The organism is Stenotrophomonas sp. Ste96, from assembly GCF_024519495.1.
GTDB classification, from domain to species: Bacteria; Pseudomonadota; Gammaproteobacteria; order Xanthomonadales; family Xanthomonadaceae; genus Stenotrophomonas; species Stenotrophomonas bentonitica_A.
This window is the reverse complement of record NZ_JALJRX010000002.1, coordinates 532310-558806: the sequence shown is the minus strand read 5'-3', so window position 1 is coordinate 558806 and position 26497 is coordinate 532310. Positions and strand designations below refer to the sequence as shown.

The window sequence follows — 26497 nt, the reverse complement described above, 5'->3', positions numbered from 1 at the left end:
ATGGCCCTGTCGCTCTCCAAAGAATCGCTGAACACCGAAAAGGCTGGGCAGTGGTTCGACCGGCTGCAAAGCCTGCAGATCACCCGTCGGCTTGGCCTGATGGCGATGATCGCCGTGGCCGTGGCGGCAGGCCTGTTCGTGTTCTTCTGGTCGCAGAAGCCGGGCATGGTGCCGCTGTACACCGGGCTGGACCAGAAGGCCACGGCCGAGGCCACCGACCTGCTGCGCGCGGCACAGATTCCGTTCCAGCTGGATCCCGCCACCGGCGGCATCACCGTGCCGGAAAAGAACCTGCACGATGCGCGCCTGAAGCTGGCCGGCTCCGGCCTGACCGACAGCGGCCGCCTCGGCTTTGAGCTGATGGAGCGCGACCCGGGCTTCGGCGTCAGCCAGTTCATGGAAAACGCGCGCTACCAGCACTCGCTGGAAACCGAGCTGTCGCGCACCATCAATACGCTGCGCCCGGTCCGTGATTCGCGCGTGCACCTGGCCATCCCCAAGCCCAGCGCCTTCACCCGCCAGCGTGACGTGGCCAGTGCCTCGGTGGTTCTGGAACTGCGCGGTGGCCAGCAGCTCGAACGCGGCCAGATCGATGCGATCGTGCACATGGTCGCCGCCAGCATCCCGGACCTGGCGCCCGAGCGCGTTACCGTCGTTGACCAGAGCGGGCGCATGCTCAGCGTCTCCGACCCGAACAGCGAAGCGGCCATGAATGCCGCCCAGTTCGAACAGGTGCGCCGCCAGGAAACCTCGTTCAACCAGCGCATCCGCGAGCTGCTCGAGCCGATGACCGGCCCGGGCCGGGTCAATCCGGAAGTCAGCGTGGACATGGATTTTTCGGTGATCGAAGAAGCCCGTGAGCTTTACAACGGCGAGCCGCAGAAGCTGCGCAGCGAGCAGATGAGCGAAAACAGCAGCAACGTGCCCGGCCCACAGGGCGTGCCCGGCGCCGCCAGCAACACCCCGCCCGGCCCGGCGGCCGCCCCGGCCACCGCGCAGGCACCGACGGAAACCTCCAAGAACGCCACCCGCAACTACGAGCTGGACCGCACTCTGCAGCACACCCGCCAACCGGCCGGTCGCATCAAGCGCGTGTCGGTGGCGGTGCTGGTGGACAACGTGCCGCGCGCCGGTGCCAACGGCAAGATGACCGACCAGGCCCTCTCCGCGGCCGAACTGACCCGCGTTGAAGCGCTGGTCAAGCAGGCGGTCGGCTTCGATGCCGAGCGTGGCGACACGGTCTCGGTGATGAATGCCCCGTTCGTGCGTGAGGTCACCCCGGTCGAAGGGCCGAAGTGGTGGGAGCTGCCGCAGGTACAGGACGCACTGCGTCTGCTGCTCGGCGCGATCGTGGTGCTGGCCCTGGTGTTCGGCGTGCTGCGCCCGGCGCTGCGCTCGATCACCGGGCAGACCAAGCCCAAGGACGACGCGCTGGAACCCCACAGTGCCGATGTGCAGCTGGTCGATGACGGCGAGGGCCTGCCCGCGATCGGCAGCGAACGCCTGCACGCGGCCGGACATGAACCGCTGGCATTGCCGGTGGACTCCTACGAGGAACGACTGCGCATGGCGCGTGAAGCTGTAAAGACCGATTCCAAGCGCGTGGCCCAGGTGGTCAAGGGCTGGGTGGCCAATGATTGATGCACCTCCCCCGCTGACCGGCGTGCAGCGCGCCGCCGTCCTGCTGCTCTCGCTGGGTGAACTGGACGCGGCCGAAGTGCTGCGCCACATGGAGCCCAAGGAAGTCCAGAAGATCGGCATCGCCATGGCGACCATGACCGACATCACCCGCGAACAGGTCGAGCGGGTCATGGACCAGTTCGGCAGCGAGCTGGGCTCCAAGACCTCGCTGGGCGTGGGCTCGGACGACTACATCCGCAACATGCTGGTGCAGGCGCTGGGTACCGAAAAGGCCGGCAGCCTGATCGACCGCATCCTGCTGGGTCGCAACACCACCGGCCTGGACGCGCTGAAGTGGATGGATCCGCGTGCCGTCGCAGACCTGGTCCGCAATGAGCACCCGCAGATCATCGCCATCGTGATGGCCCACCTGGAAACCGACCAGGCCGCCGACGCGCTCAAGCTGCTGCCCGAGCGCACCCGGGTGGACGTGCTGCTGCGTATCGCCACGCTGGACGGCATTCCGCCGAACGCCCTCAATGAACTCAACGAGATCATGGAACGCCAGTTCGCCGGCAACCAGAACCTGAAGTCGTCCAACGTGGGCGGCGTGCAGTGTGCGGCCAACATCCTGAACTTCATGGACAGCGGGCAGGACCAGGCGATCCTGGGCGAGATCGCCCGCATCGATGCACCGCTGAGCGGCCGCATCCAGGACCTGATGTTCGTGTTCGACGATCTGGTGGACCTGGACGACCGCGAACTGCAGCTGGTGCTGCGCGAAGTCAGCGGCGAGCGCCTCGGCCTGGCCCTGCGCGGCGCCGACATCAAGGTGCGCGACAAGATCACCCGCAACATGTCCCAGCGTGCCGCTGAAATCCTGCTTGAAGACATGGAAGCCCGGGGCCCGGTGCGCCTGTCGGATGTGGAAGTGGCGCAGCGCGAGATCCTGGCCATCGTCAAGCGCATGGCCGATGAAGGCACGGTCACCATTGGTGGCAACGCGGAGGCCATGCTGTGAACAATGCCGTGCGCTGGCTTGCCCCGGACCTGCTCGCGGTGCCCGAGCCGCCACCGGAAGAACAGTTCGAGCTCACCGAACCCGATCCGGACCACGAGCCGGAGCCGCTGCTGCAGTTGCCCACCCTGGAAGAGATCCAGGCGATCCAGGACAGTGCCGAGAAGGACGGCTTCGATCAGGGCCACGCCGAAGGGCTGGCCCAGGGCCAGGCCGAGGTGCGCCGCCTGATCGCACAGATCGAGGGCATCCTGGACAACTTCAGCCGGCCGCTGGTGCGCCTGGAGAACGAAGTGGTCGCCGCGCTGGGCGAGCTGGCCGTGCGCGTGGCCGGCAACCTGGTCGGGCGGGCCTATGAAGCCGAGCCGGAACTGCTGGCGCAGCTGGTCAACGAAGCGGTGGATGCGGTCGGCGGCGCGAGCCGCGATGTGGAAGTGCGCCTGCACCCGGACGACATCGCCGCGCTGGCCCCGGTGCTCAATCTGGCCCCGAACCAGCGCCTGACCCCGGACCTGAGCCTGAGCCGCGGCGACCTGCGCGTACACGCCGAAGCCGTGCGCATCGACGGCACCCTGGATGCACGCCTGCGCGGCGCACTGGATGCGGTCATCCGCAAAGCCGGAACCACCCCATGAACACCGAGACCCTGCCCCCGCCCGCCGACTGGACCGCCGCCCGCAACCTGCGGCTGGCCTCGCGGCTGGACAACATCCGCCCGGATACCGCGCACGGCCGTGGCCTGATCCGCGAGGGCGTGCTGCGCCGCGCGGTCGGCCTGACCCTGGAGGCGGTCGGCTGCGAGGCACCGATGGGTGCCAGCTGCAAGGTGGAAGTTGCCGATGGCGGCTGGGTCGATGCCGAAGTCGTCGGCTTCGCCGGTGAGCGCACCTACCTGATGCCCAGCGCCGAACTGCACGGCCTGCTGCCCAACGCGCGGGTCGTGCCCTCGCTCGGCCGGGGCGGCGTGGAAGTGGGCGAAGGCCTGCTCGGCCGCGTGATCGACAGCGACGGGGTGCCGCTGGATGGCAAGGGCCCGATCCGCGCCGAAGGCACCGTCGGCATGGCCGGCGTCTCGATCAACCCGCTCGCGCGCGAGCCGATCACCCAGCCACTGGACGTGGGCGTGCGTGCGATCAACGCGCTGCTGCCGATCGGCCGCGGCCAGCGTGTGGGCCTGTTCGCCGGCTCCGGTGTCGGCAAATCGACGCTGCTGGGCATGATGACCCGCTACACCGCGGCCGACGTCATCGTGGTCGGCCTGATCGGTGAACGTGGCCGCGAAGTGCGCGATTTCGTGGAAAGCACGCTGGGCGAAGAGGGCCTGCGCCGCGCCGTGGTGGTCGCCAGCCCGGCCGACCGTCCGCCGCTGGCCCGCCTGCACGGCGCCTACCGCGCCACCGCGATCGCCGAGTGGTTCCGCGACCAGGGCCTGAACGTCCTGCTGCTGATGGACTCGCTGACCCGCTTCGCCCAGGCCCAGCGTGAGATCGGCCTGTCCGTGGGTGAGCCCCCCACCACCCGCGGCTACCCACCGTCGGTGTTCGCCAAGCTGCCCGCCCTGGTCGAACGTGCCGGTAACGGCGCCAAGGGCCGCGGCTCGATCACCGCTTTCTACACCGTGCTGACCGAAGGCGACGACCCGCAGGATCCGATCGCCGATGCCGCACGCGCCATTCTCGACGGCCACATCCTGCTCTCGCGCCGGGTCGCCGACAGCGGGCTGTACCCGGCCATCGACGTGGAATCCTCGGTCAGCCGCGTGGTCACGGAAATCGCCGACGAACCGTGGCGCCTGCGCATCCGCAAGCTCAAACGGCTGGTGTCGGCGTACTCGTCCAACCGCGACCTGATCGCGATCGGCGCCTACCAGCGCGGTAATGACCCGGCCACCGACGAAGCGCTGGAGCGCTGGTCGGACATCGTTGAATTCCTCGGCCAGGACGTCGGCAAGGCCGCCGACCTGCCGCACAGTCAGGCCGCCCTCAAGCGGCTGGTGGAACCAGAGACTTAAGCCATGATCCAATCCAAGCGCTTCGACCCCTTGCTGAAACGAGCCCAGGACCACGAAGACGAGGTCGCCCGCGACCTGGCCGAGCGCCAGCGTGCGCTCGACACGCATGTGTCGCGCCTGGATGAGCTGCGCCGTTACGCCGAGGAATACGCCGGCGCCCAGATGTCGGCCACCAGCCCGGCCCAGCTGATGAACCGCCGCGCATTCCTGGATCGCCTGGACAGCGCGGTCGCCCAGCAGCGCAAAACCGTGGACAACAACCGCGAAAAGGTCGACGCCGAACGCGCCCGCCTGCTGCTGGCCAGCCGTGACAAGCAGGTGCTGGAACAGCTGGCCGCCAGCTACCGCGCCCAGGAAAAGGTCGTCACCGACCGCCGCGACCAGCGCGAGATGGATGATCTGGGCGCGCGTCGCTCGCGCCAGTCACAGCGCGAAGACGGCGAGAACGGAGGGACCCCGTGATGCCCGCCGCCCTGCTCGGCGGCGCCGCGCCGGCACAGAACGCGGGCAGCACGCCTTCCGGTGCCCGGGCCGACAGCGACGGCAACCGCAACGGCGACCGTCGGGACTTTGACGCACTGCTCAAGCCCGGCAGCGAAGCACCGCGCAGCGATACGCCGCGCAAGGCGGGCAGCAGCCGCGATGCCGGAAAGCACGCGGCGACAGACACATCGCGCCAGGACAAGCACGCAGCAACGCGTCCTGCCACGTCCGGTGCCAGGACTGCCGAGGACACGCCCGCTCCCGCCGACGCCGGCACCCCAGCATCGGCCCGTGCCGAAAAGCCCGCCGCCGAGCCAGCGGACGACACCGAGGCCGCCTGGCCACCGTTGGGCCTGGCCGGCCTGGCGTTGAACGGCCTGCCGGTACCCGCGCCGACCCCGGCCGTGGCAGGCCTCGCTGGCCCGGCGACGGGCGCCAATGCGGCCTTGCCCACGTTGACGGCGGGCGCCCAGGCGGCCGACGGTGCCGCACCAGCGCCTGCACCTCCCAGCCCCTCCACCGAGGGCGGCATCGCACTGCCCGCCCTGACTGCGGACGCCGCCGCGGCCGACGATGCCCCGCTGCTCAAGACCTTCACCGATGCCTTGACCGCGGCAACCGCCGACGGTCCGGATGCACCGGCCACGCCGCTGCTGCATGCCCTGCACGGCATGACCGACGCCAAGCCGGTGATGGCCAGCCTGTTCACCGGCTCCCCCACCGCCACCCCACACCTGGGCGGTGAGGATTTCGATGATGCCGTCGGCGCCCGGGTCGGTTGGCTGGCGGACCAGAAGATCGGCCACGCCCACATCAAGATCACCCCGAACGACCTCGGCCCGATCGACGTGCGCCTGCAGCTGGATGGGGACAAGGTCCATGCGAGCTTCACCAGTGCCCATGCCGATGTGCGCCACGCACTGGAAAGCAGCCTGCCGCGCCTGCGCGAGCTGCTCGGCGAACAGGGCTTCCAGCTTGGCCATGCCGACGTGGGCCAACAGCAGACCGCGCCGGACGGCGGACGTGGCAACGCCGGCAGCGGGATGACCGGCAAGGACGGAGAACCGTCACTGGCCGAGACCACGCTGTCGCCCTCGCAATTGATCCGCCAGCGCGGCCTGGTCGACGCCTACGCGTGACCCGGCGCGGTGCGGCGGCGCGGCCTCCACCGCGCCGCCAGAAACCCGACGCACCCGATCCCCGGCATTCAGGCACACCGTTTGCATGTAGGCAGGAAGCAATCCTCTGGAGCTTCCCCTCGTGGCCGCAGCCGCCGATAAAACCAAGAAATCCGCCGAAAAGGACAAGGCCGCCAAGCCGCGCAGTCCGCTCCTGGTCACCGCCCTGGCCGCGGTGCTCGCCGCCGGCGCCGCCGGTGGCGGAGTCTGGTACTTCACCCAGCCCAAGCACGACGACAAGGCCGCCAAGCCGGCTGCCAGCAAATCCGCAGTGCCTGCCCCGGCGCAGTACTTCGGCCTGGAGCCGCCGTTCGTGGTCAACCTCAACAGCAGCTTCGACGGCCCGCGCTACCTGCAGGTCGAAGTGCAGCTGATGAGCCGTGACCCGGCCGCGATGGAAGCGATCAAGCTCCATGCCCCGGCCATCCGCGCCAAGCTGCTGATGCTGTTCTCGCAGGTCGAGCCGAGCGACATCGCCGACCGCGCCGGCAAAGAGCGCCTGCAGGCCAGTTCCCTGGCCGAAGTGCAGAAGCTGCTCAAGGCCGAGACCGGCAAGCCCGGTGCCGACGAATTGCTGTTCACCAGTTTCGTGACCCAGTAAGGGCGACCATGAATGACCTGCTTTCCCAGGATGAGATCGATGCCCTGCTGCACGGCGTGGATTCCGGTGCGGTCGAGACCGACATCGACGCACCCACGCCCGGCGAGGCGCGTTCGTACGATTTCGCCAGCCAGGACCGCATCATCCGCGGCCGCATGCCGACCCTGGAAATGGTCAACGAGCGTTTCGCGCGCCTGTGGCGGATCGGTCTGTTCAACCTGATCCGCCGTTCGGCCGAACTGTCCGTGCGTGGCATCGAGCTGATCAAGTTCAATGACTACATGCACTCGCTGTACGTGCCGACCAACCTCAACCTGATCCGCTTCAAGCCGCTGCGCGGCACCGGGCTGATCGTGTTCGAGCCGACGCTGGTGTTCGCGATCGTGGACAACTTCTTCGGCGGCGACGGCCGCTACCCGACCCGCATCGAAGGCCGCGAGTTCACCGCCACCGAGATGCGCGTGATCCACCTGCTGCTCAAGCAGACCTTCGCCGACCTCCAGGAAGCCTGGGCGCCGGTGATGGACGTGGAGCTGGAATACATCAATTCCGAAATCAACCCGCACTTTGCCAACATCGTGACGCCGCGCGAGTACGTGGTGGTCTGCCGCCTGCATGTCGAGCTCGATGGCGGTGGCGGCGATATCCACGTCACCCTGCCCTACTCGATGCTCGAGCCGATCCGCGAGCTGCTCGACGCCGGTATCCAGAGCGACCGCAACGACCGCGACGCCAGCTGGGGCGTGATGCTGCGCGAGCAGCTCAACATCGCCGAAGTCACGCTCTCCAGCGTGCTCGCCACCAAGCGCATGAGCCTGCGCGACCTGACCCGCCTGAAGATCGGTGACGTGCTGCCGATCGAGCTGCCCAAGCAGGTGCCGCTGTGCGTGGAAAACGTACCGGTGTTCACCGGTGAGTTCGGCGTCGCCAATGGTTTCAACGCGGTGAAGATCACCGCCACCCATCCCCCGGGCATCCGCCCACGCGTTCCCGTACTGCAGGAAGACCCGCAATGAACGATATCGAATCCAACGAGCCGGCACCGGCACAGTTCACCCAGCTGCAGTCGGACGACGCCAGCGTCGGCGACGAGCTCAACCTGGATGTGATCCTGGATGTACCGGTGACCCTGTCGCTGGAAGTCGGCCGCGCGCGCCTGCCGATCCGCAACCTGCTGCAGCTCAACCAGGGCTCGGTGGTGGAACTGGAACGCGGCGCTGGCGAATCGCTGGACGTGTTCGTCAACGGCACCCTGATCGCCCATGGCGAGGTGGTGGTGATCAACGATCGCTTCGGCGTGCGCCTGACCGACGTGGTCAGCCCGAGCGAACGGATCCGGAGACTGCGTTGAGTGCCGGGCTGCTGATCGCGGCCGGCGCCTCGACCGTCAAGGTCGGCCAGCATGCCGCCGCCGCACCGGGCATGTTCGGTGCGGTGCTGGCGTTGCTGGGCGTGCTGGCCCTGATCGTCGGCCTGGGCTGGCTGCTCAAGCGCATGCCCGGCAGCGGCTTCCGCCCGGCCGAGGGGCTGCGCGTGGTCGCCAGCCTCACTGTCGGCGCCAAGGAGCGCGTGGTGGTGGTCGAGGTCAATGGCACCCAGCTGCTGCTGGGCGTCACGGCCGGCGGCATCAATACGCTGCATCAGCTTCCCGACCCCCTGCCGCCGCCGGCGCCGGCGCGCCTTCCCGATTTCAAACAACTCCCGAATTTCGCCCAGTTGCTGCAACAGCGGCTGCGCAAGGAACCCTGAACATGCGCGGCCCCCGTACCTCCTGGACCCGTTACCTGCCGCTGTTGCTGACTGCCCTGCTGTGCGCGCTGCCGGCCCTGGCCTGGGCCGCGCCCGGCGTGCCGGGCGTGCCCGCACTGCCGGATGTGAATGTCGGCAAGATCGGCGGCCAGCCGGTGAGCCTGCCGCTGCAGACCCTGCTGCTGATGACGGCGATCACCCTGATCCCGTCGATGCTGCTGGTGCTGACCGCCTTCACCCGCATCATCATCGTGCTCGGCCTGCTGCGCCAGGCACTGGGCACCGGCCAGACCCCATCCAACCAGGTGCTGCTCGGCCTGGCGTTGTTCCTCACCGCGATGGTGATGCTGCCGGTGTGGCAGAAGGCGTGGGGCAGCGGCATGGCGCCCTACCTCAACGGCGAGATCGATTTCCAGACTGCCTGGACCCTGACCACCCAGCCGCTGCGCGCCTTCATGCTGGCGCAGATCCGCGAGACCGATCTGATGACCTTCGCGGGCATGGCCGGGCACGGCACCTACTCCAGCCCGGATGCCATTCCGTTCCCGATCCTGGTCGCCTCGTTCGTCACCAGCGAGCTGAAGACCGCCTTCGAGATCGGCTTCCTGATCTTCATCCCGTTCGTGATCATCGATCTGGTCGTGGCCAGCGTGCTGATGTCGATGGGCATGATGATGCTCTCGCCGATGCTGGTCTCCGCTCCGTTCAAGATCCTGTTGTTCGTGCTGGTGGATGGCTGGGTCCTGGTGGTGGGCACCCTGGCCGCCAGTTTCAATGCGGTCTGACCGCCCTGCCTTGATCGATACGGACCCGAGACCGACATGACGCCCGAACTTGCCCTGACCGAACTGCGTGGTGGCCTGATCACCGTGCTGTGGGTCGCCGGCCCGCTGCTGCTCACCGTGCTGATCGTCGGCGTGGTGGTCGGCGTGGTCCAGGCCGCGACCCAGCTCAACGAGCCGACCATCGCCTTCGTCGCCAAGGCGGCGGCACTGACCGTGGTGCTGTTCGCGCTGGGCAGCCTGCTGATCGGCCACCTGGTCGAATACACCACGCTGCTGTTCCAGCGCATCCCGCACCTGATCGGCTGAGGCCAGCCGCCGTGGATTCCGCGACCCAGATGGCCGCCGACGGCCTGCAGGCCTTCGGCATGATCGGCACGATCCTGTGGACGATGCTGCGCATCGGCGCGATGTTGATGGCCATGCCGTTGATCGGCACCCGCGCGGTGCCGTCCCGGATCCGCGTGCTGCTGGCCGGCGCGCTGGCCATCGCGCTGTCGCCGATGCTGCCGCCGGTACCGGAATGGACCGGCTTCGATGCGGCCACGGTGCTGACCATTGCCCGCGAACTGGCGATCGGCGTGTCGATCGGCTTCGTGCTGCGGCTGGTGTTCGAGGCCGGTGCGATGGCCGGCGAGCTGGTCGCGCAGGGGACCGGCCTGGCCTTCGCGCAGATGAGCGACCCGCTGCGTGGCGGCAGCTCCGGCGTGATCGGGCAATGGTTCTATCTGCTGTTCGGCCTGCTCTTCTTCACCGCCAATGGCCACCTGGCGCTGATCTCATTGCTGATGGACAGCTACAAGGCCCTGCCGATCGGCACCTCGCTGCCCGACCCCCTGGCATTCCTGAGCATCGCGCCGACGTTCCTGCTGCAGGTGTTCCGCGGCGCGCTCACGCTGGCGCTGCCGCTGACCGTGGCAATGCTGGCGATCAACCTGGCCTTCGGCGTACTGGCCCGTGCGGCGCCCGCGTTGAACCCGATCCAGCTCGGCCTGCCGGTCGCGCTGCTGTTGGGGCTGTTCCTGCTGACCGTGCTGGCCGGTGAGATGGGCCCGCCCGTGCAACGCCTGTTCGATGCGGCATTCGATGCCGCCGACAGCGTCAGCCGCTGACCCGGGACACGTGCGGGACAACCGCGTGGCCACCGCATCGCTCTGCACGCCTGCCACTTGCGATCCCCCCGGTGCGTGGCGTTAGTCTTGGCTGACGACGAAATCTTCACCCGTGCTCTGCGCTGATGGCGGCGCGTTCTGTCGTATCGCTCAGGCGTTGACCAAGGAGAGCGTCATCCATGCTGATCGGCAGTTACACCCCGTGGTTGGTGATCGTGTCATTCCTGGTCGCCGTGCTGGCCTCGTTCACTGCGCTGGACATGGCCAGCCGCGTCACCACCGCGGCCACGCGCCGTACCACCTGGTTGTGGCTGATCGGCGGCGGCTGCGCGATGGGGCTGGGCATCTGGTCGATGCATTTCATCGGGATGCTGGCCTTCCGCCTGCCCATCCCACTCGGCTATGCGCTCGGCCTGACCACGGTTTCGCTGCTGGCTGCGATGGCCTCGTCCATCTTCGCGCTGTGGCTGGTCTCGCAACCGACCCTGCCGCACGGCCGCCTCGCCCTTGGCGCACTGCTGATGGGCAGCGGCATCGCCGCGATGCACTACCTGGGCATGGCCGCGCTGCACATGCAGCCCGGCATCGACTACCACCCCGGCTGGGTGGCCCTGTCGTTGCTGATCGCCGTGGTCGCCTCCTGGACCGCGCTGTTCATCGCCTTCCGCCTGCGCAGCAGCCATCGCCGCCTGCGCGACCGTGCCGCGCCGGCACTGGTGCTGGGCACGGCGATCGTGGGCATGCACTACACCGGGATGGCCGCCGCCCGCTTCCCCGCGGGCAGCATCTGCGGTGCCGCCGGCGGCGAGGGCCTGCAGGCGCAGTGGCTGGCACTGGTGGTGCTGGCCCTGACCATCGCGATCCTGGCGGTAGTGCTGATCGTGTCCTGGCTGGACCAGCGCATGGAGGCCCAGCTGCTGCGTCTGCGCAACACCGACCTGAGCAGTTCGCTTGACGATGCCTACGCCGAACTGACCCAGGCGGCCCTGCACGACCCGCTCACCCGCCTGCCGAATCGCCGCCTGCTGCAGCGGCGGATCGAGCAATCCCTGGCCGAAGCGGAACAGCGCGGCAGCCGGTTTGCGGTGATGTTCATGGACCTGGACGGCTTCAAGCAGGTAAACGATGCCTACGGCCACCAGACCGGCGACGCCCTGCTGGTCGCCGTGGCGGACCGCACCCGCAAGCTGCTGCGCCCGGCGGACATGCTGGCGCGGCTGGGCGGCGATGAATTCGTGCTGGTGGTGCCGATCGAGAACGACGAAGACGTGGCGACACTGGCCAGCCGCATCCTCCAGACCGTCGGCCGCGAGCCGTTGCTGCCGCGCCACGACCTGCAGGTGACGGCCAGCGTCGGCATCGCGATCTGTCCGGACCACGCCGCCAGCGAGCGGCAGCTGATGGCCTTCGCCGATGCCGCGATGTACCAGGCCAAGGAGGCCGGGCGCAATGCCTACGTGCTGTTCGCCGAGTGGATGAACGACAGCGCCGAACAGCAGTTCCAGCTGTTGGCCGACCTGCGCCGCGCGATCGGCACCGAGCAGCTGTTCCTGCACTATCAACCCAAGACCCGCGTGGCCGGGCAGTCGGTCAGTGGCGCTGAAGCCCTGATCCGCTGGCGCCATCCCCAGCAGGGGCTGATTCCACCAGACCGCTTCATCCGCCTGGCCGAGCGCAGCGGCGTGATCAACGAGATCGGCCGGTGGGCGCTGGACGAAGCCTGCCGCCAGCTGCGTGTGTGGCACGACGCCGGGCATGACGGCTGGACGGTCTCGGTGAACCTCTCCCCGATCCAGTTCGCCTCGCCCAACCTGCTGCGGGAAGTGCGCGAGGCGCTGCAGACCCACCGGATCGAACCACGCCGGCTGATCCTGGAAATCACGGAAAACACGGTCATGCGCGACACCGAGGCGAGCCTGACGCTGCTGCTGGCGATGGCGGCGCTGGGCGTGGGCATCTCCATCGACGATTTCGGTACCGGCTACTCCAGCCTGCTCTACCTCAAGCGCCTGCCGGCGACCGAGATCAAGATCGACCACGCCTTCGTGCGCGACCTGGAGAACAGCTCCGAAGACGTGGTGATCGTCTCGGCGATCGTGGCGCTGGGACACGCGCTGGACATGGACATCGTGGCCGAAGGCGTCGAGACCGTCGGGCAGCGCGCCTACCTGGAACGGCTGGGCTGCGACTATCTGCAGGGTTACCTGCTGGGACGCCCGGTGGACCCGGAGCGGTTCATGCAGCTGCATGACCACCCGCGCCCGCGGGTGGAGATTGCCGCCGGATGGAAGGCGCAGGCGCGGCCAGGCGCGGCGGCGGGCTAGCCGCACGCGCTGGAAATTGGCGCCTGCGCGCAATACCCTGCCCCCTACCATGGGAACAGCAGGCAGCAGGATGTCAGGGAAGAATGTGTTTGAAGGTCCGCGCTGGCAGCGCGATCTTGTTCGTTTCCTTCCTTTGAAGAGCCAGTTCGTGCTTTCCGGGAACATCCGCGACCTGCAGGCCGCCGAAGTGGCACCGGGTACGGTCACCGCGCAGAGCTTCAATCAGACCCTGTGCAACACCCTGCTCGACCAGGGCTATGCGCAGGTGCTGGGCTGGGATCCGTTGGCCGGCTTCCGCGCCCTGGAACGCCCCGGCACCGATCCCGCCAGCGGCATCGCCCTGCTGCAATCGCTGGGGCTGACCCCGGTGGACGGCGCCGCGCCCGCCGGTATCGACCTGCTCAGTGCCACGCTCCAGCGGCTGGTCGTGCGCCAAGGCGAGCCGGTGGCAGTGATCATCGATTTCGCCTCGCGCCTGGCAGTGCGCAGCGACGCCCTCAGCGCCGCCGAACACCAGCTGTTCACCCAGGCCCTGGTGCTCTCCCACCAGGCACGCAGCCGACCGGGCAGCGTGCAGCGCAAGCCGTTCTTCAACACGGTGCTCTGGGTAGTGGAGAAGGAAGGTGACCTGCCCGACTGGCTGCTGGTCGGCAACCCGCGCATCCGCCACATTCCGGTGGCCAAGCCGGACCAGCTCACCCGGCGCGCACTGGCCCCGGCGCTGCTCAAGGGTCTGGCCGGTGCCCCGGACGCCAGTGCCCAGGCCACCGCGCAGGCGGTGGATGCATTCGTGCAGAGCACCGAGGGGCTGCTGTTGCTGGACCTCAGTGCCATCGCGCAGCTGGCCCGGGTCGAAGGGGTGGCGGTAGACCAGATCGGCGACGCCGTGCGCCGCTACAAGGTCGGGGTCACCGAAGACCCCTGGCTGCGCATTGACCGGCAGCGCATCCGCATGGGCGACGCGTTCGTCCATCAACGGGTCAAGGGCCAGCACCATGCGGTGACCCACATGCTGGACATCGTCAAGCGCGCCATGACCGGCGTGGGTGCAAGCCGCAAGGGCAACCGGCCGCGCGGCGTGGCGTTCCTGGCCGGCCCCACCGGCGTGGGCAAGACCGAGCTGGCCAAGACCGTCACCAGCCTGCTGTTTGGTGACGAAAGCGCCTACATCCGGTTCGACATGTCCGAGTTCAGCGCCGAGCATGCCGACCAGCGACTGATCGGCGCTCCGCCCGGCTACGTGGGCTACGACGTGGGCGGCGAACTGACCAACGCCATCCGCGAGAAGCCGTTCAGCGTGGTCCTGTTCGACGAGATCGAGAAGGCCCATCCGCGCATCCTCGACAAGTTCCTGCAGATCCTCGATGACGGCGTGCTCACGTCCGGGCGTGGCGACCGCGTGTACTTCTCCGAGGCGCTGATCGTGTTCACCTCCAATCTGGGCATCTACCGTCAGGGCGAGCATGGCGAGCGCGTGGCCAACGTGCTGCCCGGCGAGCCCTTCGAGCAGGTGCAGAGCAAGGTGCACGACGAAATCGACCGGCACTTCAAACTGGTCCTGAACCGGCCGGAGATCCTCAACCGGATCGGCGAGAACATCATCGTGTTCGATTTCATCCGCGAGGAGGTCGCGGTGCAGATCTTCGACCAGATGGTCGACGCGACCCTGGCCGACCTGCAGGCCCAGCACCTGCGCGTGACCCTGGCCGCGCCGGCCCGCGACGCGCTGCGCGCGCTATGCCTGAAGGACCTCTCCAACGGCGGGCGCGGCATCCGCAACCAGCTCGAGGCGCACCTGCTCAACCCGTTGGCGCGTGCCCTGTTCGACCAGGACGCGCAGCCCGGCCAGCAGTTCACCATCGTTGCGGTGGATGCCAACGTGCTCAACCTGGAACGCAGTTGAACCGTCCCCTGCAGCTGTCGCGCGTGCATTTCCCGGTGACCACGCTGGGGCCGGGGCAACGCCTGGGCATCTGGTTCCAGGGCTGCAGCATCCGCTGCAGCGGCTGCATTTCAGCCGACACCTGGGGCCCGGGGCGCACCGTCGTGGACGTGGCCTCCCTGCTCGAGCAGGTGGCCCCGTGGCTGGACCAGGCCGACGGCGTCACCATTTCCGGCGGCGAGCCGTTCGACCAGTTCGACGCCCTGCTGCAGATGCTGGTGGGGCTGCGCCAACGCACCGCCGCGGACATCCTGGTGTATAGCGGCCATCCGTTGGAAACGCTGCAGCCCATGCTGGACCAGGCGCGCGACCTGATCGATGCGGTGATCAGCGACCCCTACCTCGAACAGGCGGACCAGTCGCTGGCGCTGCGCGGCAGCGACAACCAGCGCCTCACCCTGCTCACCGCGCTGGGTCGGTCGCGCCTGGCCGGCCTGGAGCGGGCCAGCACGCCGGCCGACAAGGCACTTGACCTGATGTTCGATGCCACCGGCACCGTCTGGATGGCCGGCATCCCCCGCCGCGGCGACCTGCTGCGCCTGCGCGAGCTGCTGCGCGCGCAGGGCCACCAGGTGCAGACCAGCGCACACACTTCATCGCGTCGTCCAGTCGAGTAACTCCATGATTCGTTTTTGCCCCAATTGCCACACCGAACGCGCGCTGGCCGAGATGTTCTGCGAAGGCCATGTCGATGCGCACGCGTGCGGCTGGGATCTGGCCGGCGAGCCGATCCATCCCGATGGCTGGCGGCCGCAGAGCGTGGTCACCCAGGCAGCGGTGCAGGCATCGACGGTCGGCGCCGTTGCCGCGGAGGTGGTCTGCGACAACGGCCACCCGATGACCCCCGGGGACCTGATGTGCCTGCACTGCGGCGCCAGCGCGACCGATGGGACGGCGGCGGCGGACCTGCCGCCTCCGGTGGCCGACAGCAGCGAAACGGTCATCGATGGCTGGCGGCTGCTGCGCCAGATCAGCAGCACCGACGGCGTGCGTGACCGCTACCAAACCGAACACACCACCACGGCGGTGCAGGCCGTGCTGACCCTGTACCGCCCCGGTGCCGAGCCCGACCCGGCCATCTACGATGTGATCCGCCGCCTGCCCCGCGCGCACGTGCCGGAGATCATCGCCACCGGGCGCTGGGATGACCGCGCCTTTGAAGTGGTGGAAATGCTCACCGGTGGCACCTTGGCCGAACTGGGCAGCGTGATCGGCGACCGCGATGCGGTCCGGCATATCGTCAGCGAACTGGGCCAGGCGCTGCATGCGTTCAACGAAGCGGGGCTGCGCCACCGCGACCTGCGCCCGGCCAGCCTGCTGGTCCGGGCGCGCGCGCCACTGGACCTGGTGATCAGCGGATTCGGTTCGGCCCGGTTGTCCGAGTTCGACCTGGACATCGTCTCGCCCCTGGAGATCAGCCGCTACATGGCGCCCGAGGCGATCGCCGGTGGCGTGGCAGCGGCGTCGGACTGGTGGAGCCTGGGGATGATCCTGCTCGAACAGCTCACCGACGGCGCCTGCTTCGACGGCATCCATCCCAATGCGTTCCTGATCCACGTGCTGGCCAATGGTGTCCCGATTCCGGAAACGCTGGACCCGGAGCTGGCGCTGCTGCTGCGCGGGCTGCTGGCCCGCGACCGCCACCAGCGCTGGCAATGGCCGCAGGTGGCCGACTGGTTGGCCGGCATCGCCGTGCCGGCGCCACCGGCGGCGCAGCAGGCGCACGATGAGGGCGACGGCGCCAGCCTCCCGCTGGGCACGCGCCGCTATCATCGCCCGGCCGTGTTCGCGCTGGCCGCCGCCCAGGCCGATGGCTGGGACCAGGCGCTGGACCACCTGCTGCGCGGGGCGATCGTCACCTGGGCCGAGCAGGTCGGCCTGCCTGCCACCCGCGTCGCGGGGCTGCGCCAGGTTGCCCGCCACGAAGGCATCGAGGACGATTTCCGGCTGATGCTGGCGTTGAAGGTGCTCAACCCGGAAATGCCGTTGATCCATCGGGGCGACATCGTCACACCCGGCTGGTTGCTTGAGCACCCGTTGGAGGGCTACCGGCTGATCAGCGGTTCGGTACCGGACCTGCTGGAACACCTGCAGACCGACAACTGGCTGTGCAGGCTCAAGCGGCGCGAGGAAAGCGTACGCCAGCGCGCGCTGCACCAGCACATCGCCCTGGTCGAGGAATCCCTGCGCGTCTACCTGCTGTCCACCTCGCGGGCCAAGCTGGCCTCGCAATGGCAGGAACGCCAGCGCCTGCTGCCTGACACCGCGCATCCCGGGCTGCTGTCGCTGGCCGAGCGCAGGGTGGTGGCCGAAGAAGACCTGATCGTATTGCTGAGCGCGGAAATCGGCCAGTTCCGCAGCGCCGAGGCCATCCTTGCCGAGGCGGCCACGCTCGCCGAAAGCGCCGGTCTGGACGCCTTCGACAGCGACGCAGCCGCGGCCCTGCTGCAGCACCCGCGTACCGAGCTGTATCGCAGCGTGGACGCGCGCATCCTGGGCTTCGCCCGCTCCGGCCTGCCGGTGGTGGATGGCTGGGCCGAGCAGTTCCGGCTGGAACGGCGCATGCCGCTGGCGCGCGCCCTGGTGGTGCTGGCCGTGCCCGCCAGCCGCTGGCTGCAGCCGCAGAAGCAGCAGTACGTCTCGCAGATCCTGGACTTCTTCGAAAAGAAGGTGGTCACCGCAGTGATGCGCGGCCCGCTGGTGCGCATGAGCATCGGCAAGACCACCGCACGCGTGGACATGCACGACGTGGACAGCGCCCGGCGCCCCGCCGCCGCGCTGCTCGATCACCTGTTGCAACGCAATGCGCGCGCCGTGCAGCTGGACCCCGAATCGTTCCAGCGCAACCCGCTGCTGGAGCCCCGCCTGATGGCCCTGGCACGGCAGAGCGCGCTGTACAAGCGCGACACCGGCATCGACGGGCTGTATCTGGGTTTTCCATTCCTGCTCAGCCGCGACCCGCGCGGCACCTCGCGCACCCGCATCATTCCGCTGCTGCTGTGGCCGGCCACGCTGCTGCTGGAGCCGGGCACGCGCGGCCAGGTCGGGCTGGCCTTCGATGGCGAACGCGAGGAAGTACGGCTCAACCCTGCGCTTGAAAGCGTGCTGGGGGCCGAAACCTGCAAGCGCTGGCGCAGCACCGCCGACGAACTGCTGGGACGCTCGGCGATCCGCGCCGCCGATGTGATGGATGCCTTCGGGATGCTGGCCACGATCCGCTCGCGCAGCCTGGTCGGCCTGCCCCCCAGCAGCGTGGAGGTGGCACCCTACCAGGACGAACTGGAGTGCGCCGCGGTACTTTTCCATGTCACGTTCATGGGCCAGGCCATCGGCGAAGACCTGCGCCAGCTCAAGGTTCTGTCGCCGTCCGGCACCGGCCTCGAAACCGCGTTGCGGCTGGCACCGCCGACCGACACCGACGGCACGGCCCCGCCTGCCACGCCGGAGCTGCAGCGCTACTTCACCGTGGCCAGCGATCCCTCGCAGGAAGCGGCGGTGCTGCAGGCACGGCAGGGACCGGGCTTGTTGATCGAAGGCCCGCCTGGCACCGGCAAGAGCCAGACCATCGTCAACATGGTGGCCGACGCGATCGGCCGGCAACGCAGCCTGCTGATCGTCTGCCAGAAGCATGCGGCGTTGGAAGTGGTGCACAAGCGCCTGGTGGCCGAAGGGCTGGGCCAGCGCGTGGTCATGCTCAACGACGTCAACCGCGACCGCGAACCGGTCATCCGCAGCATCCGCGAGCAGCTCGATGCCCTGTTCACCGCCGGCGCCACGCAAACGGCCTGGCAGCAGCAGCGCCAGCAGGTGGCCGCGCGGATCGAGGCACTGGAAGGCGAACTGGATCGCCACCAGCACAGCCTGCACCAGATCGACGACGCCACCGGGCTGAGCTACCGGCGCCTGCTCGGCGAACTGATCGCGCTGGACGCCGGTACGCCCCCGCTGGTCCTGCCCGCCCTGCGCCAACGCCTGCTGGCACTGGACCTGCCCACCCTGGTACAGCGCGAAGAAGCCTGCGCGCCCTTGATCCGGTTGTGGCTGCCGGCCCGTTACGAGGGCAGCCCGCTGGCGCAGCTGCGCCCCTTCGCGGCCGACGCGGACACCCTCGCCGCGTTCGTTGCCGCCCTGCAGACGTTCACTGCGGCCGAGCAGCACCGGCAGGCGATCCTGCTGGCGCACCCGGCCAGCTTCGAGCTGGACGATCCCGCGCCGCACCAGGCCTGGAAGTCGGCGCACGTGGCGACCCTGCTCGGCCTGGATGACGCACAACGCAGCCGACTGGCACGCTGGCTGCCGCTGTTCCGCACCGCGCGCGCGGGCCAGCCAAGTCACGGCGACATTGCGCTGGACCGGCTGCAGCAGATCGAGAAGGCGGTGGCGGCGCTCGACCTTGACGCCTACTCCAGCACGCTGTCACCGGCGCTCGCCAGCGTCGACGAGCGCATGCTTGCGCAGCTGCAGCGCGATGCCGCGCGCGTGCTGGGCGCGCGTGGCCTGCTGGCGCGCATCAACCCGCTGCACCTGCTGCGCCGGCAACGGGTGAACCGCGTCCTGCAGGCGCAGTCCCATGCGATGGGGGAAGCGGGCACCGCAGCACTGCTGGCCGCCGCGACGCTGGAAGCGCGCCTGCGCCCGCTGCGCACCGAACTGGCCGGCCTGCACCAGCAGCTGGCGCTGGACCCGGTTGACCAACAGACCGGCATCGCGCTGGGCCCGATGGCACGCGCCAGCGGGCGCCAACTGCTGGATGTACAGGCACTTGCCCAAGCGCTGGCGCAGTCGCCGCGCCCCCAGCAGGCGGACGACGCAGCCCTGGCGGGCGACCGCGCGCACCTGGACGCACTGCTGCAGGACCTGGATGCCTCGCTCGCCCGGCATGCCGCCCGCCATGCCAGCGCGCAGCAGCTCGCACTGCTGGCCGACTGGCTGGAGCAGGCGCTGGTCGATGCATTGGCCGCCGCCATCGCCCACAACCACAGCAACGCCCAGGCGCTGCAGCACCTGCACGATGCCCTGCCCCATCTGGCTGCCTACCAGCCCTTCCGCGGGCGCGCCGGGCAGCTGTCAAGCGCAGACCTGGAGCTGCTGGCACTGCTGCGCCAGCTGCAACCGCAGCTGGATACTCTTGCCAGCGACGCGTTGGAGCCGGCCGTGCGCCGCCTGCTGCATCGCGAAGCACGGCTGGGCTGGAAGCACCGCATGGAGCAGGCGAACCCGGCGCTGCAGTTCGGCCAGGATGAAACCCAGGCCAAGGTCGCCAGCCTGGCCGTGGCCGACCAGCAGATGCGCCGGCTCAACCGCCAGATGCTGGGCACCCACATCGACCTGCAGCCGTTGGGCAACCGCAAACAGTGGGAAGACGTCACCCGGCTGACCGGGCGCCGGTCGCGCCGCCTGCGCGAGTTCATCGAGCTGGGCAGCGAACTGGGCCTGATGCACCTGCGCCCGGTCTGGCTGATGAACCCGGACGTGGCCAGCCGCGTGCTGCCACTGCAGGCGGGGCTCTTCGACACGGTGATCTACGACGAGGCCTCGCAGATGCCGGTCGAGTTCGCCCTGCCCACGCTGTTCCGTGGCCGGGTCACGGTCGTCAGCGGTGATGAAAAGCAGATGCCGCCCACCGCCTTCTTCTCCAGCCGGGTGGAAAGCGATGAAGCAGAGGTCTTCGATGGCGACGAGCCCGACGCCGAGGTCGATGCCGAGCAGCGCGACGCCTTCGAGGAAACCTGGAACCGGCGCGAGATCAAGGATTGCCCGGACCTGCTGCAGCTGGCCCGCAATGCCCTGCCCAGCACCACGCTTCAGATCCACTACCGCTCGGCGTACCGCGAACTGATCGGCTTCTCCAATGCGGCCTTCTACGGCAACCGGCTCAACGTGCCGGTACGTCATCCGCGCAGCAGCATCGCGCGGATCAAGCCGCTGGAACTGATCCAGGTCGACGGTGTGTACCAGCACCAGAGCAACCCTGCCGAAGCGGCGCGTGTGGTGGAGTACCTGGCCCAACTGTGGCAACAGCCCTATGCCGTGCGCCCCTCGGTGGGCGTGGTCACCTTCAATCGCAAGCAGGCCGAGTTGATCGAGGAACACCTGGAGCAGCGCGCCGGGCAGGATGCCGCCTTCCGCGCCGCATTCGCCGAGGAACGCGAGCGCAGCGAAGACGGCGAGGACATGGCGGTCTTCGTCAAGAACGTGGAAAACGTACAGGGCGACGAGCGCGACATCATCGTGTTTTCCTCCACCTTCGGCCGCAACGCGCAGGGCACCTTCCGGCGCAACTTCGGCGTGCTCGGCCAGACCGGCGGCGAGCGCCGCCTCAACGTGGCCGTCACCCGCGCCCGGCAACGGGTGGTGATGATCACCTCGATGCCGATCGCCGACATCTCCGACCTGTTCAACACCCAGCGCGCCCCGGCCAGCCCGCGCGACTACCTGCAGGGTTACCTGGAGTACGCCCGCGCCCTGTGTGCCGGCGAGTTCGACGGCAGCGCACGGCTGCTGGATCGCCTGCAGACCGACCGCAGCGTGGCCAACCGCACCCACGCGGCGCGCGCCGACGGGTTCACGCAGATCGTCGGTGCCTACCTGCAGTCGCTGGGATGGAATGCGGCCGCCGCCAGCGAAGGCGACGCATTCGGGCTGGACTTCGCCATCGAACACCCCGACACCGGCAACTTCGCCATCGGCATCGAGTGCGACGCGCCCAGCCACCCGCTGCTGGCGCATGCCCGCGCCCGGGAAATCTGGCGACCCTCGGTCCTGCGTCGCGCCATCGGCGGCATCCACCGGGTGTCCTCGCATGCCTGGTACCACGACGGCGAGGCAGAACGGGCACGCCTGCGCGTTGCCATCGAGGCAGCCATGGCCCCCGCCCCGGTGCCGCCCCCGCCTCCCCCCATGCAACCGGAAACCCTGCCATGAGTGGTCCCAAAGTCGTCCGCATCGTGACTGCCGAAGAACTGCTGGCCCTGCGCGAAGCGATGCTGCACCGGCTGGACCAGGCGGTTGCGCGCTGGCAGGCGCAGTGCGAGCAGGTCGGCGAGCGTGACGCCTCGGCCGTGGCCGCCGTCACGGCACGCCGCCAGGCGCTGCAGGCACTGCTGGCAGACAGCGACAACACACGGTATGCGCAATTGATCGAGGCCGAAATCGCCTTCCTGCAGGCCGACACCCGCGACCGCGAGGCGCGCGCTGTAGACCGCGCCGCGGCGGGCCGCCAGCAGCAGCGGCGGCAGCGCGACAACGCGGCGGCCGTGCTCAAAACGCTGCAGGATCGACCCGTCGATGCAGACGCGGGCCTGCTGCAGGCGCTACGGGCACTGGCCGACGGTCACGCCGGTGCTGACGCAGAGGCGGTGCTGGCCCGTGCCTTCGCCCTCCTTGCGCCCCCGGAGGAGCAGACAACCCTGAGCGACGGCCAGCGCGCCTTGGCTGCCGCATTGCAGACCTCGGCGCCCATCCCCACGCTGGCCGACTGGGCCGCCGCGCAGCCCGCCGACCCCGGACGCGAGGCGCGCCTGCTGCGCGTGGACCGCTACATCGCCGAACTGCAGGTACTGCAAGGCCCGGCAGTCGCCGCGCCCTACCTGGAGGCGCTGCACCACGCCGAGCAGGAAACCGCTCCGCAGCGGCGCAACCTGCTGCTGGACAGCCTGGTTCTGGAACTGGCCGCCGCCTCGGCCGCGTTCGCCCAGCGCCGCGTGCAGCTGGAGCGGCTGCAGGATGTGGCCAGCAGGCTGGGGGCACTGGACCCGCTTGACCATGCGCCGTTGCTGGCCCAGGTGGGCGCGTGCAGTACCGCCACCGCGCTACCGCTGCTGACCGCGCTGACCCAGCAGTGCGACACCGCCCTTGCCAGCCACCAGCAGGCGCTGGCGGCAGTTTCCCGGCGCCAGGCCGTACTCGACGGCCTGGCCAGCCTCGGCTATGAAGTGCGCGAAGGCATGGCCACCGCATGGCAGGACAATGGCGCGGTGGTGCTCAAGAAAGCCGCCACCCCCGGCTATGGCGTTGAAGTAGGCGGCCAGGCCGACGGTGGGCGCCTGCAGGTCCGGGCCGTGGCGCTGGCGGCCGACCGTGACCGCAGCCGCGACCGCGACATCGAAACCCTGTGGTGCGGCGAGTTCGGACGGCTGCAGGCGCTGTTGCACGGTCAAGGCACTGAGCTGGTGGTCGAACGGGCGCTGGGCGTGGGTGAGGTGCCCTTGAAGGAGGCCATCGCCACCGCGACGCCGTCCGGACAGGTGCCGGTGTCGCACGCGCGCAGCGGCTCGATCTGACGTCACGGAACGGTTCTTGCAAGCCCCCGGGTAATCCCCCGTGTCGTGCAGCCCATGTCCGAGAACGAACAAGCCGGCGAAAAGACCGAGCAACCCACCGAAAAACGCCTGCGCGATGCCCGGGAACAGGGCAACATCCCGCGTTCGCGTGAGCTGGCGACGGCGGCTGTGTTCGGTGCCGGTGTGCTGGCGCTGATGGCCTTCTCCGGCACCATCGCCCGCAACGCCAAGACCTGGATGCAGGTCGCGCTGAGCCCCGAGCCGGGGCTGCGCCTGCATCCCCAGGCGTTGTTCGGGCACTTCGGCGAATTGATGCTGCGCTTGCTGGTGGCGATGTGGCCGCTGCTCGTGATCTGTCTGCTGGCCTGCTTCCTCTCGCCAGTGGCGATGGGCGGGCTGCGCTGGTCGAACAAATCGCTGATGCCCGATTTCAAGCGGCTCAGCCCGATGGCCGGCATGAAGCGCCTGTATGGCCCGGAAGCGATTGCCGAGTTCACCAAGTCCCTGCTGCGCATCGCCTTTGTCGGCACCGCCGCCGGGCTGGTGGTGTGGCACGGCATCCGCTCGCTGCGTGACCTGCTCAACCAGCCACTGGAGGCCGCGATGATCCACGGCCTGGGCTTCACCCTGAAGCTCATGCTCGCCACCGGCGGCGCAATGATGCTGCTGGCCGCCATCGATGCCCCCTACCAGCGCTGGAACTGGATGCGCAAATTGAAGATGACCCGTGAAGAGCTGCGCCGCGAAATGAAGGAAAGCGAGGGCAGCCCGGAGGTCAAGGGCCGCATCCGCCAGCTGCAGCAGCAGATGTCCAACCGCCGGATGATGGAAGCGGTGCCCACCGCCGATGTCGTGGTGGTCAATCCCACCCATTACGCGGTCGCCCTGAAGTATGAAGGCGGAAAGATGGGGGCGCCCACCGTGGTGGCCCTGGGCGTGGATGAAACCGCCCTGCGCATCCGTGAGGTGGCCGACGGCAACAAGGTCGCCATCGTCTCCGCGCCGCCTTTGGCACGCGCCTTGTATCGGGAAGGTCAACTTGGAAAGGAAATTCCCGTGAGACTGTATTCGGCCGTGGCCCAGGTGCTCTCCTATGTCTACCAGCTGCGCGGCTGGCAGACCGGCCCGATGCCGGCAGCGCCCAGCATCGACATCGATGAATTCGGCAAGGGGGGCCGCCCATGAGCGCGCAGCCGGCCGGCATGAACGCGCGCCGCGCGCTGGACATGATCCGCCACGGGCTGGGTGCCCCGCTGATCGTGCTGGCCCTGCTGGCGATGGTGGTGGTGCCGTTGGCGCCGCCCGTGCTGGACGCGCTGTTCACCTTCAACATCGCCATCTCGCTGATGGTGCTGCTGGCGGTGGTCTATGTGAAGCGCCCGCTGGACTTCACCATCTTCCCGATCGTGCTGCTGATCACCACCATGCTGCGGCTGGCGCTGAACGTGGCCTCCACCCGCGTGATCCTGCTGCACGGCCAGAACGGCCACGAGGCCGCCGGCAAGGTGATCGCCTCGTTCGGCGAGTTCGTCATCGGCGGCAACTACGCGGTCGGCATCGTGGTGTTCGCGATTCTGACCATCATCAACTTCGTGGTGATCACCAAGGGCGCCGGCCGCGTGTCCGAAGTGACCGCACGCTTCATCCTCGATGCCATGCCCGGCAAGCAGATGGCGATCGACGCCGATCTCAACGCCGGTTTGCTGACGCGTGAAGAGGCCAAGGCCCGCCGCGAGGAGGTCCGCGAGGAAGCCGACTTCTACGGCGCAATGGACGGTGCCAGCAAGTTCATCCGCGGCGATGCGATCGCCGGCATCCTGATCCTGTTCATCAACCTGGTCGGCGGCCTGGCGGTCGGCGTGCTGCAGCATGGCATGCCCTTCGGCGATGCCGCCGCGACCTACACCCTGCTCTCCATCGGTGACGGCCTGGTGGCCCAGCTGCCGGCCCTGCTGGTGTCCTCGGCGGTGGCCATGCTGGTCACCCGCGCCTCGCGCTCTCAGGACATGGCCCAGGCCATGATGGGCCAGGTATTCGGCCAGTACCGCGCACTGACCATCGCCGCGGCGATCCTTGCAGTCGTCGGCCTGGTCCCGGGCATGCCCAACGTCGCCTTCTTGACGCTGGCCGCCATCCTGGGCTTTATCGCCTGGAAGGCGTGGAAGAAGAGCACCGCCCAGGCCGCGGCGGCTGATTCCCCGGCCGCCAATCGCCCCGACACCCTCGGCCTGCCCGGTGCAGCGCCCTCGCCCACCGCCGAGCTGACCTGGGACGAACTGCGCCCGGTCGACCCGCTCGGCCTGGAAGTCGGCTACCGGCTGATCCCGCTGGTGGACAAGAACCAGGGCGGCGAGCTGATGGCCCGGATCAAGGGCGTGCGCCGCAAGCTCACCCACGACATCGGCTTCCTGATTCCCTCGGTGCATATCCGCGACAACCTGGAACTGCCGGCGACCGCGTACCGCCTGCTGATCCACGGGGTGCCGGTGGCCACCGCGGAGATCCATCCCGACCGCGAACTCGCGCTGGACCCGGGCAGTGCGCTGGGCACGCTGGAAGGCATTGCCGGCAAGGACCCCGCCTTCGGCCTGGATGCCACCTGGATCCAGCCACACCAGCGCGCCAATGCCGAATCGATGGGCTACACCGTGGTCGACCCGGCCACCGTGGTCGCCACCCATCTGTCGCACCTGATCCGCGAGCACGCCCCGGAGCTGCTCGGCCACGAGGAAGTGCAGCAGCTGCTGGCCAACCTGGCCAAGAGCGCCCCCAAGCTCGTCGAAGACCTGACACCCAAGTCGCTGCCGCTGTCGGCCGTGGTGCGGGTATTGCAGAACCTGCTGATCGAGCGCATCCCGATCCGCCAGCTGCGCAAGATCGTCGAATCGCTGGTGGAAAGCGCGCCGACCAGCCAGGACCCGGCCGTGCTCACCGCTGCCGTGCGCAACGCGCTGGGCCGTTTCATCGTGCAGGAGATCGCCGGGATGTCGCCGGAGCTGCCGGTGTTCACCCTCAACCCGCAACTGGAACGGGTCTTGCAGGAGTCCACGCAGGGCAACGGCGCCGCGCTGGAACCCGGACTCGCCGAGCGACTGCATCAAAGCCTGGCCGAATGTGTCGGCAAGCAGGAAGCGAAGAACGAGCCCGCGGTCGTGCTGGTGCCTGGCCCGGTACGTGCGGCGCTGGCACGGCTGGTACGCCACAGCGTCCCCTCGCTGTCCGTACTCGCCTACAGCGAGGTGCCCGAGGACAAACGGTTGAAGCTGGTCGGCACGATCAGTTGAGCCGGGCGCCCGACGGTACCGCGACAGAAAACAGACACCTCATTCGATTTCACCGCAGCAGGAAATAAAGGGACTCCCTGACCGTGCAGACCACCGACAACCAGCGTTTCC

At 68.7% G+C, this 26497-nt stretch carries 20 protein-coding genes; all 20 read left to right on the top strand.

The window, feature by feature from the left end; all coding sequences use genetic code 11:
- The 20 genes from fliF to flhA all read left to right on the top strand — a co-directional run bounded on the left by fliF (nucleotide 1) and on the right by flhA (nucleotide 26386).
- Complete coding sequence (gene fliF / locus OC373_RS09265) at nucleotides 1–1641, top strand: flagellar basal-body MS-ring/collar protein FliF (RefSeq protein WP_019184798.1); 1641 nt, start codon at nucleotides 1–3, stop codon at nucleotides 1639–1641.
- A gap of 13 nt (nucleotides 1642–1654) precedes the next feature.
- Nucleotides 1655–2641: a flagellar motor switch protein FliG gene (gene fliG, locus OC373_RS09260; RefSeq protein WP_026070041.1), complete on the top strand. Its 987-nt coding sequence runs from the start codon at nucleotides 1655–1657 to the stop codon at nucleotides 2639–2641.
- Nucleotides 2638–3273: a FliH/SctL family protein gene (locus OC373_RS09255; RefSeq protein WP_046274284.1), complete on the top strand. Its 636-nt coding sequence runs from the start codon at nucleotides 2638–2640 to the stop codon at nucleotides 3271–3273. The genes fliG and OC373_RS09255 overlap by 4 nt, the downstream gene beginning before the upstream one ends.
- The gene (locus OC373_RS09250) at nucleotides 3270–4649 is read left to right on the top strand and encodes a FliI/YscN family ATPase (RefSeq protein WP_019184801.1); all 1380 of its coding nucleotides are present in this window, start codon (nucleotides 3270–3272) and stop codon (nucleotides 4647–4649) included. Before OC373_RS09255 ends, OC373_RS09250 begins: the two co-directional genes overlap by 4 nt.
- Nucleotides 4650–4652: 3 nt before the next feature.
- A complete protein-coding gene (gene fliJ / locus OC373_RS09245) occupies nucleotides 4653–5111 on the top strand; it encodes a flagellar export protein FliJ (protein WP_019184802.1) in 459 nt (152 codons plus the stop codon).
- Complete coding sequence (locus OC373_RS09240; protein WP_261997546.1) at nucleotides 5111–6271, top strand: flagellar hook-length control protein FliK; 1161 nt, start codon at nucleotides 5111–5113, stop codon at nucleotides 6269–6271. Before fliJ ends, OC373_RS09240 begins: the two co-directional genes overlap by 1 nt.
- 121 nt (nucleotides 6272–6392) lie before the next feature.
- The gene (locus OC373_RS09235) at nucleotides 6393–6911 is read left to right on the top strand and encodes a flagellar basal body-associated FliL family protein (RefSeq protein ID WP_046273534.1); all 519 of its coding nucleotides are present in this window, start codon (nucleotides 6393–6395) and stop codon (nucleotides 6909–6911) included.
- Between the two features lie 8 nt (nucleotides 6912–6919).
- Nucleotides 6920–7927 carry a flagellar motor switch protein FliM gene (gene fliM / locus OC373_RS09230; protein ID WP_019184805.1) on the top strand — a complete coding sequence of 336 codons (1008 nt, stop codon included), beginning with the start codon at nucleotides 6920–6922 and terminating at the stop codon, nucleotides 7925–7927.
- Nucleotides 7924–8262, top strand: a complete 339-nt coding sequence (fliN, locus tag OC373_RS09225; protein ID WP_046273536.1) for a flagellar motor switch protein FliN — start codon at nucleotides 7924–7926, stop codon at nucleotides 8260–8262. The genes fliM and fliN overlap by 4 nt, the downstream gene beginning before the upstream one ends.
- Nucleotides 8259–8660, top strand: a complete 402-nt coding sequence (gene fliO / locus OC373_RS09220) for a flagellar biosynthetic protein FliO (protein ID WP_019184807.1) — start codon at nucleotides 8259–8261, stop codon at nucleotides 8658–8660. The genes fliN and fliO overlap by 4 nt, the downstream gene beginning before the upstream one ends.
- Before the next feature lie 2 nt (nucleotides 8661–8662).
- Nucleotides 8663–9445 carry a flagellar type III secretion system pore protein FliP gene (gene fliP, locus OC373_RS09215; RefSeq protein ID WP_019184808.1) on the top strand — a complete coding sequence of 261 codons (783 nt, stop codon included), beginning with the start codon at nucleotides 8663–8665 and terminating at the stop codon, nucleotides 9443–9445.
- A gap of 36 nt (nucleotides 9446–9481) precedes the next feature.
- Nucleotides 9482–9751: a flagellar biosynthetic protein FliQ gene (locus tag OC373_RS09210; protein ID WP_019184809.1), complete on the top strand. Its 270-nt coding sequence runs from the start codon at nucleotides 9482–9484 to the stop codon at nucleotides 9749–9751.
- 11 nt (nucleotides 9752–9762) lie between these two features.
- Nucleotides 9763–10554, top strand: coding sequence for a flagellar biosynthetic protein FliR (fliR, locus tag OC373_RS09205; RefSeq protein ID WP_261997545.1), 792 nt, complete (start codon nucleotides 9763–9765; stop codon nucleotides 10552–10554).
- A 179-nt stretch (nucleotides 10555–10733) separates the two neighbouring features.
- The gene (locus OC373_RS09200) at nucleotides 10734–12878 is read left to right on the top strand and encodes a bifunctional diguanylate cyclase/phosphodiesterase (RefSeq protein WP_261997544.1); all 2145 of its coding nucleotides are present in this window, start codon (nucleotides 10734–10736) and stop codon (nucleotides 12876–12878) included.
- 70 nt (nucleotides 12879–12948) lie between these two features.
- A complete protein-coding gene (locus OC373_RS09195; RefSeq protein WP_261997543.1) occupies nucleotides 12949–14781 on the top strand; it encodes an AAA family ATPase in 1833 nt (610 codons plus the stop codon).
- Nucleotides 14778–15437 (top strand): 4Fe-4S single cluster domain-containing protein, encoded by a 660-nt coding sequence (locus tag OC373_RS09190; RefSeq protein ID WP_080341543.1) that lies wholly within the window; start codon nucleotides 14778–14780, stop codon nucleotides 15435–15437. Before OC373_RS09195 ends, OC373_RS09190 begins: the two co-directional genes overlap by 4 nt.
- Before the next feature lie 4 nt (nucleotides 15438–15441).
- Nucleotides 15442–21744 (top strand): AAA domain-containing protein, encoded by a 6303-nt coding sequence (locus tag OC373_RS09185; RefSeq protein WP_261997542.1) that lies wholly within the window; start codon nucleotides 15442–15444, stop codon nucleotides 21742–21744.
- Complete coding sequence (locus OC373_RS09180) at nucleotides 21741–23102, top strand: hypothetical protein (RefSeq protein WP_261997541.1); 1362 nt, start codon at nucleotides 21741–21743, stop codon at nucleotides 23100–23102. The genes OC373_RS09185 and OC373_RS09180 overlap by 4 nt, the downstream gene beginning before the upstream one ends.
- 54 nt (nucleotides 23103–23156) lie before the next feature.
- Nucleotides 23157–24287, top strand: a complete 1131-nt coding sequence (gene flhB / locus OC373_RS09175) for a flagellar biosynthesis protein FlhB (protein WP_070427320.1) — start codon at nucleotides 23157–23159, stop codon at nucleotides 24285–24287.
- A 17-nt stretch (nucleotides 24288–24304) separates the two neighbouring features.
- Nucleotides 24305–26386 (top strand): flagellar biosynthesis protein FlhA, encoded by a 2082-nt coding sequence (flhA, locus tag OC373_RS09170; protein ID WP_026070046.1) that lies wholly within the window; start codon nucleotides 24305–24307, stop codon nucleotides 26384–26386.
- Nucleotides 26387–26497 lie beyond the last annotated feature (111 nt).

Excerpts from the sequence above, each read along its gene's own strand:
- fliF (WP_019184798.1), top strand. The coding sequence starts at position 1 with ATGGCCCTGTCGCTCTCCAAAGAATCGCTGAACACCGAAAAGGCTGGG.
- OC373_RS09200 (WP_261997544.1), top strand. The coding sequence starts at position 10,734 with ATGCTGATCGGCAGTTACACCCCGTGGTTGGTGATCGTGTCATTCCTG.
- OC373_RS09185 (WP_261997542.1), top strand. The coding sequence starts at position 15,442 with ATGATTCGTTTTTGCCCCAATTGCCACACCGAACGCGCGCTGGCCGAG.
- OC373_RS09195 (WP_261997543.1), top strand. The coding sequence starts at position 12,949 with ATGTCAGGGAAGAATGTGTTTGAAGGTCCGCGCTGGCAGCGCGATCTT.
- OC373_RS09240 (WP_261997546.1), top strand. The coding sequence starts at position 5,111 with ATGCCCGCCGCCCTGCTCGGCGGCGCCGCGCCGGCACAGAACGCGGGC.
- fliN (WP_046273536.1), top strand. The coding sequence starts at position 7,924 with ATGAACGATATCGAATCCAACGAGCCGGCACCGGCACAGTTCACCCAG.
- fliJ (WP_019184802.1), top strand. The coding sequence starts at position 4,653 with ATGATCCAATCCAAGCGCTTCGACCCCTTGCTGAAACGAGCCCAGGAC.
- flhB (WP_070427320.1), top strand. The coding sequence starts at position 23,157 with ATGTCCGAGAACGAACAAGCCGGCGAAAAGACCGAGCAACCCACCGAA.
- OC373_RS09250 (WP_019184801.1), top strand. The coding sequence starts at position 3,270 with ATGAACACCGAGACCCTGCCCCCGCCCGCCGACTGGACCGCCGCCCGC.
- fliP (WP_019184808.1), top strand. The coding sequence starts at position 8,663 with ATGCGCGGCCCCCGTACCTCCTGGACCCGTTACCTGCCGCTGTTGCTG.
- OC373_RS09210 (WP_019184809.1), top strand. The coding sequence starts at position 9,482 with ATGACGCCCGAACTTGCCCTGACCGAACTGCGTGGTGGCCTGATCACC.
- fliM (WP_019184805.1), top strand. The coding sequence starts at position 6,920 with ATGAATGACCTGCTTTCCCAGGATGAGATCGATGCCCTGCTGCACGGC.
- OC373_RS09180 (WP_261997541.1), top strand. The coding sequence starts at position 21,741 with ATGAGTGGTCCCAAAGTCGTCCGCATCGTGACTGCCGAAGAACTGCTG.
- flhA (WP_026070046.1), top strand. The coding sequence starts at position 24,305 with ATGAACGCGCGCCGCGCGCTGGACATGATCCGCCACGGGCTGGGTGCC.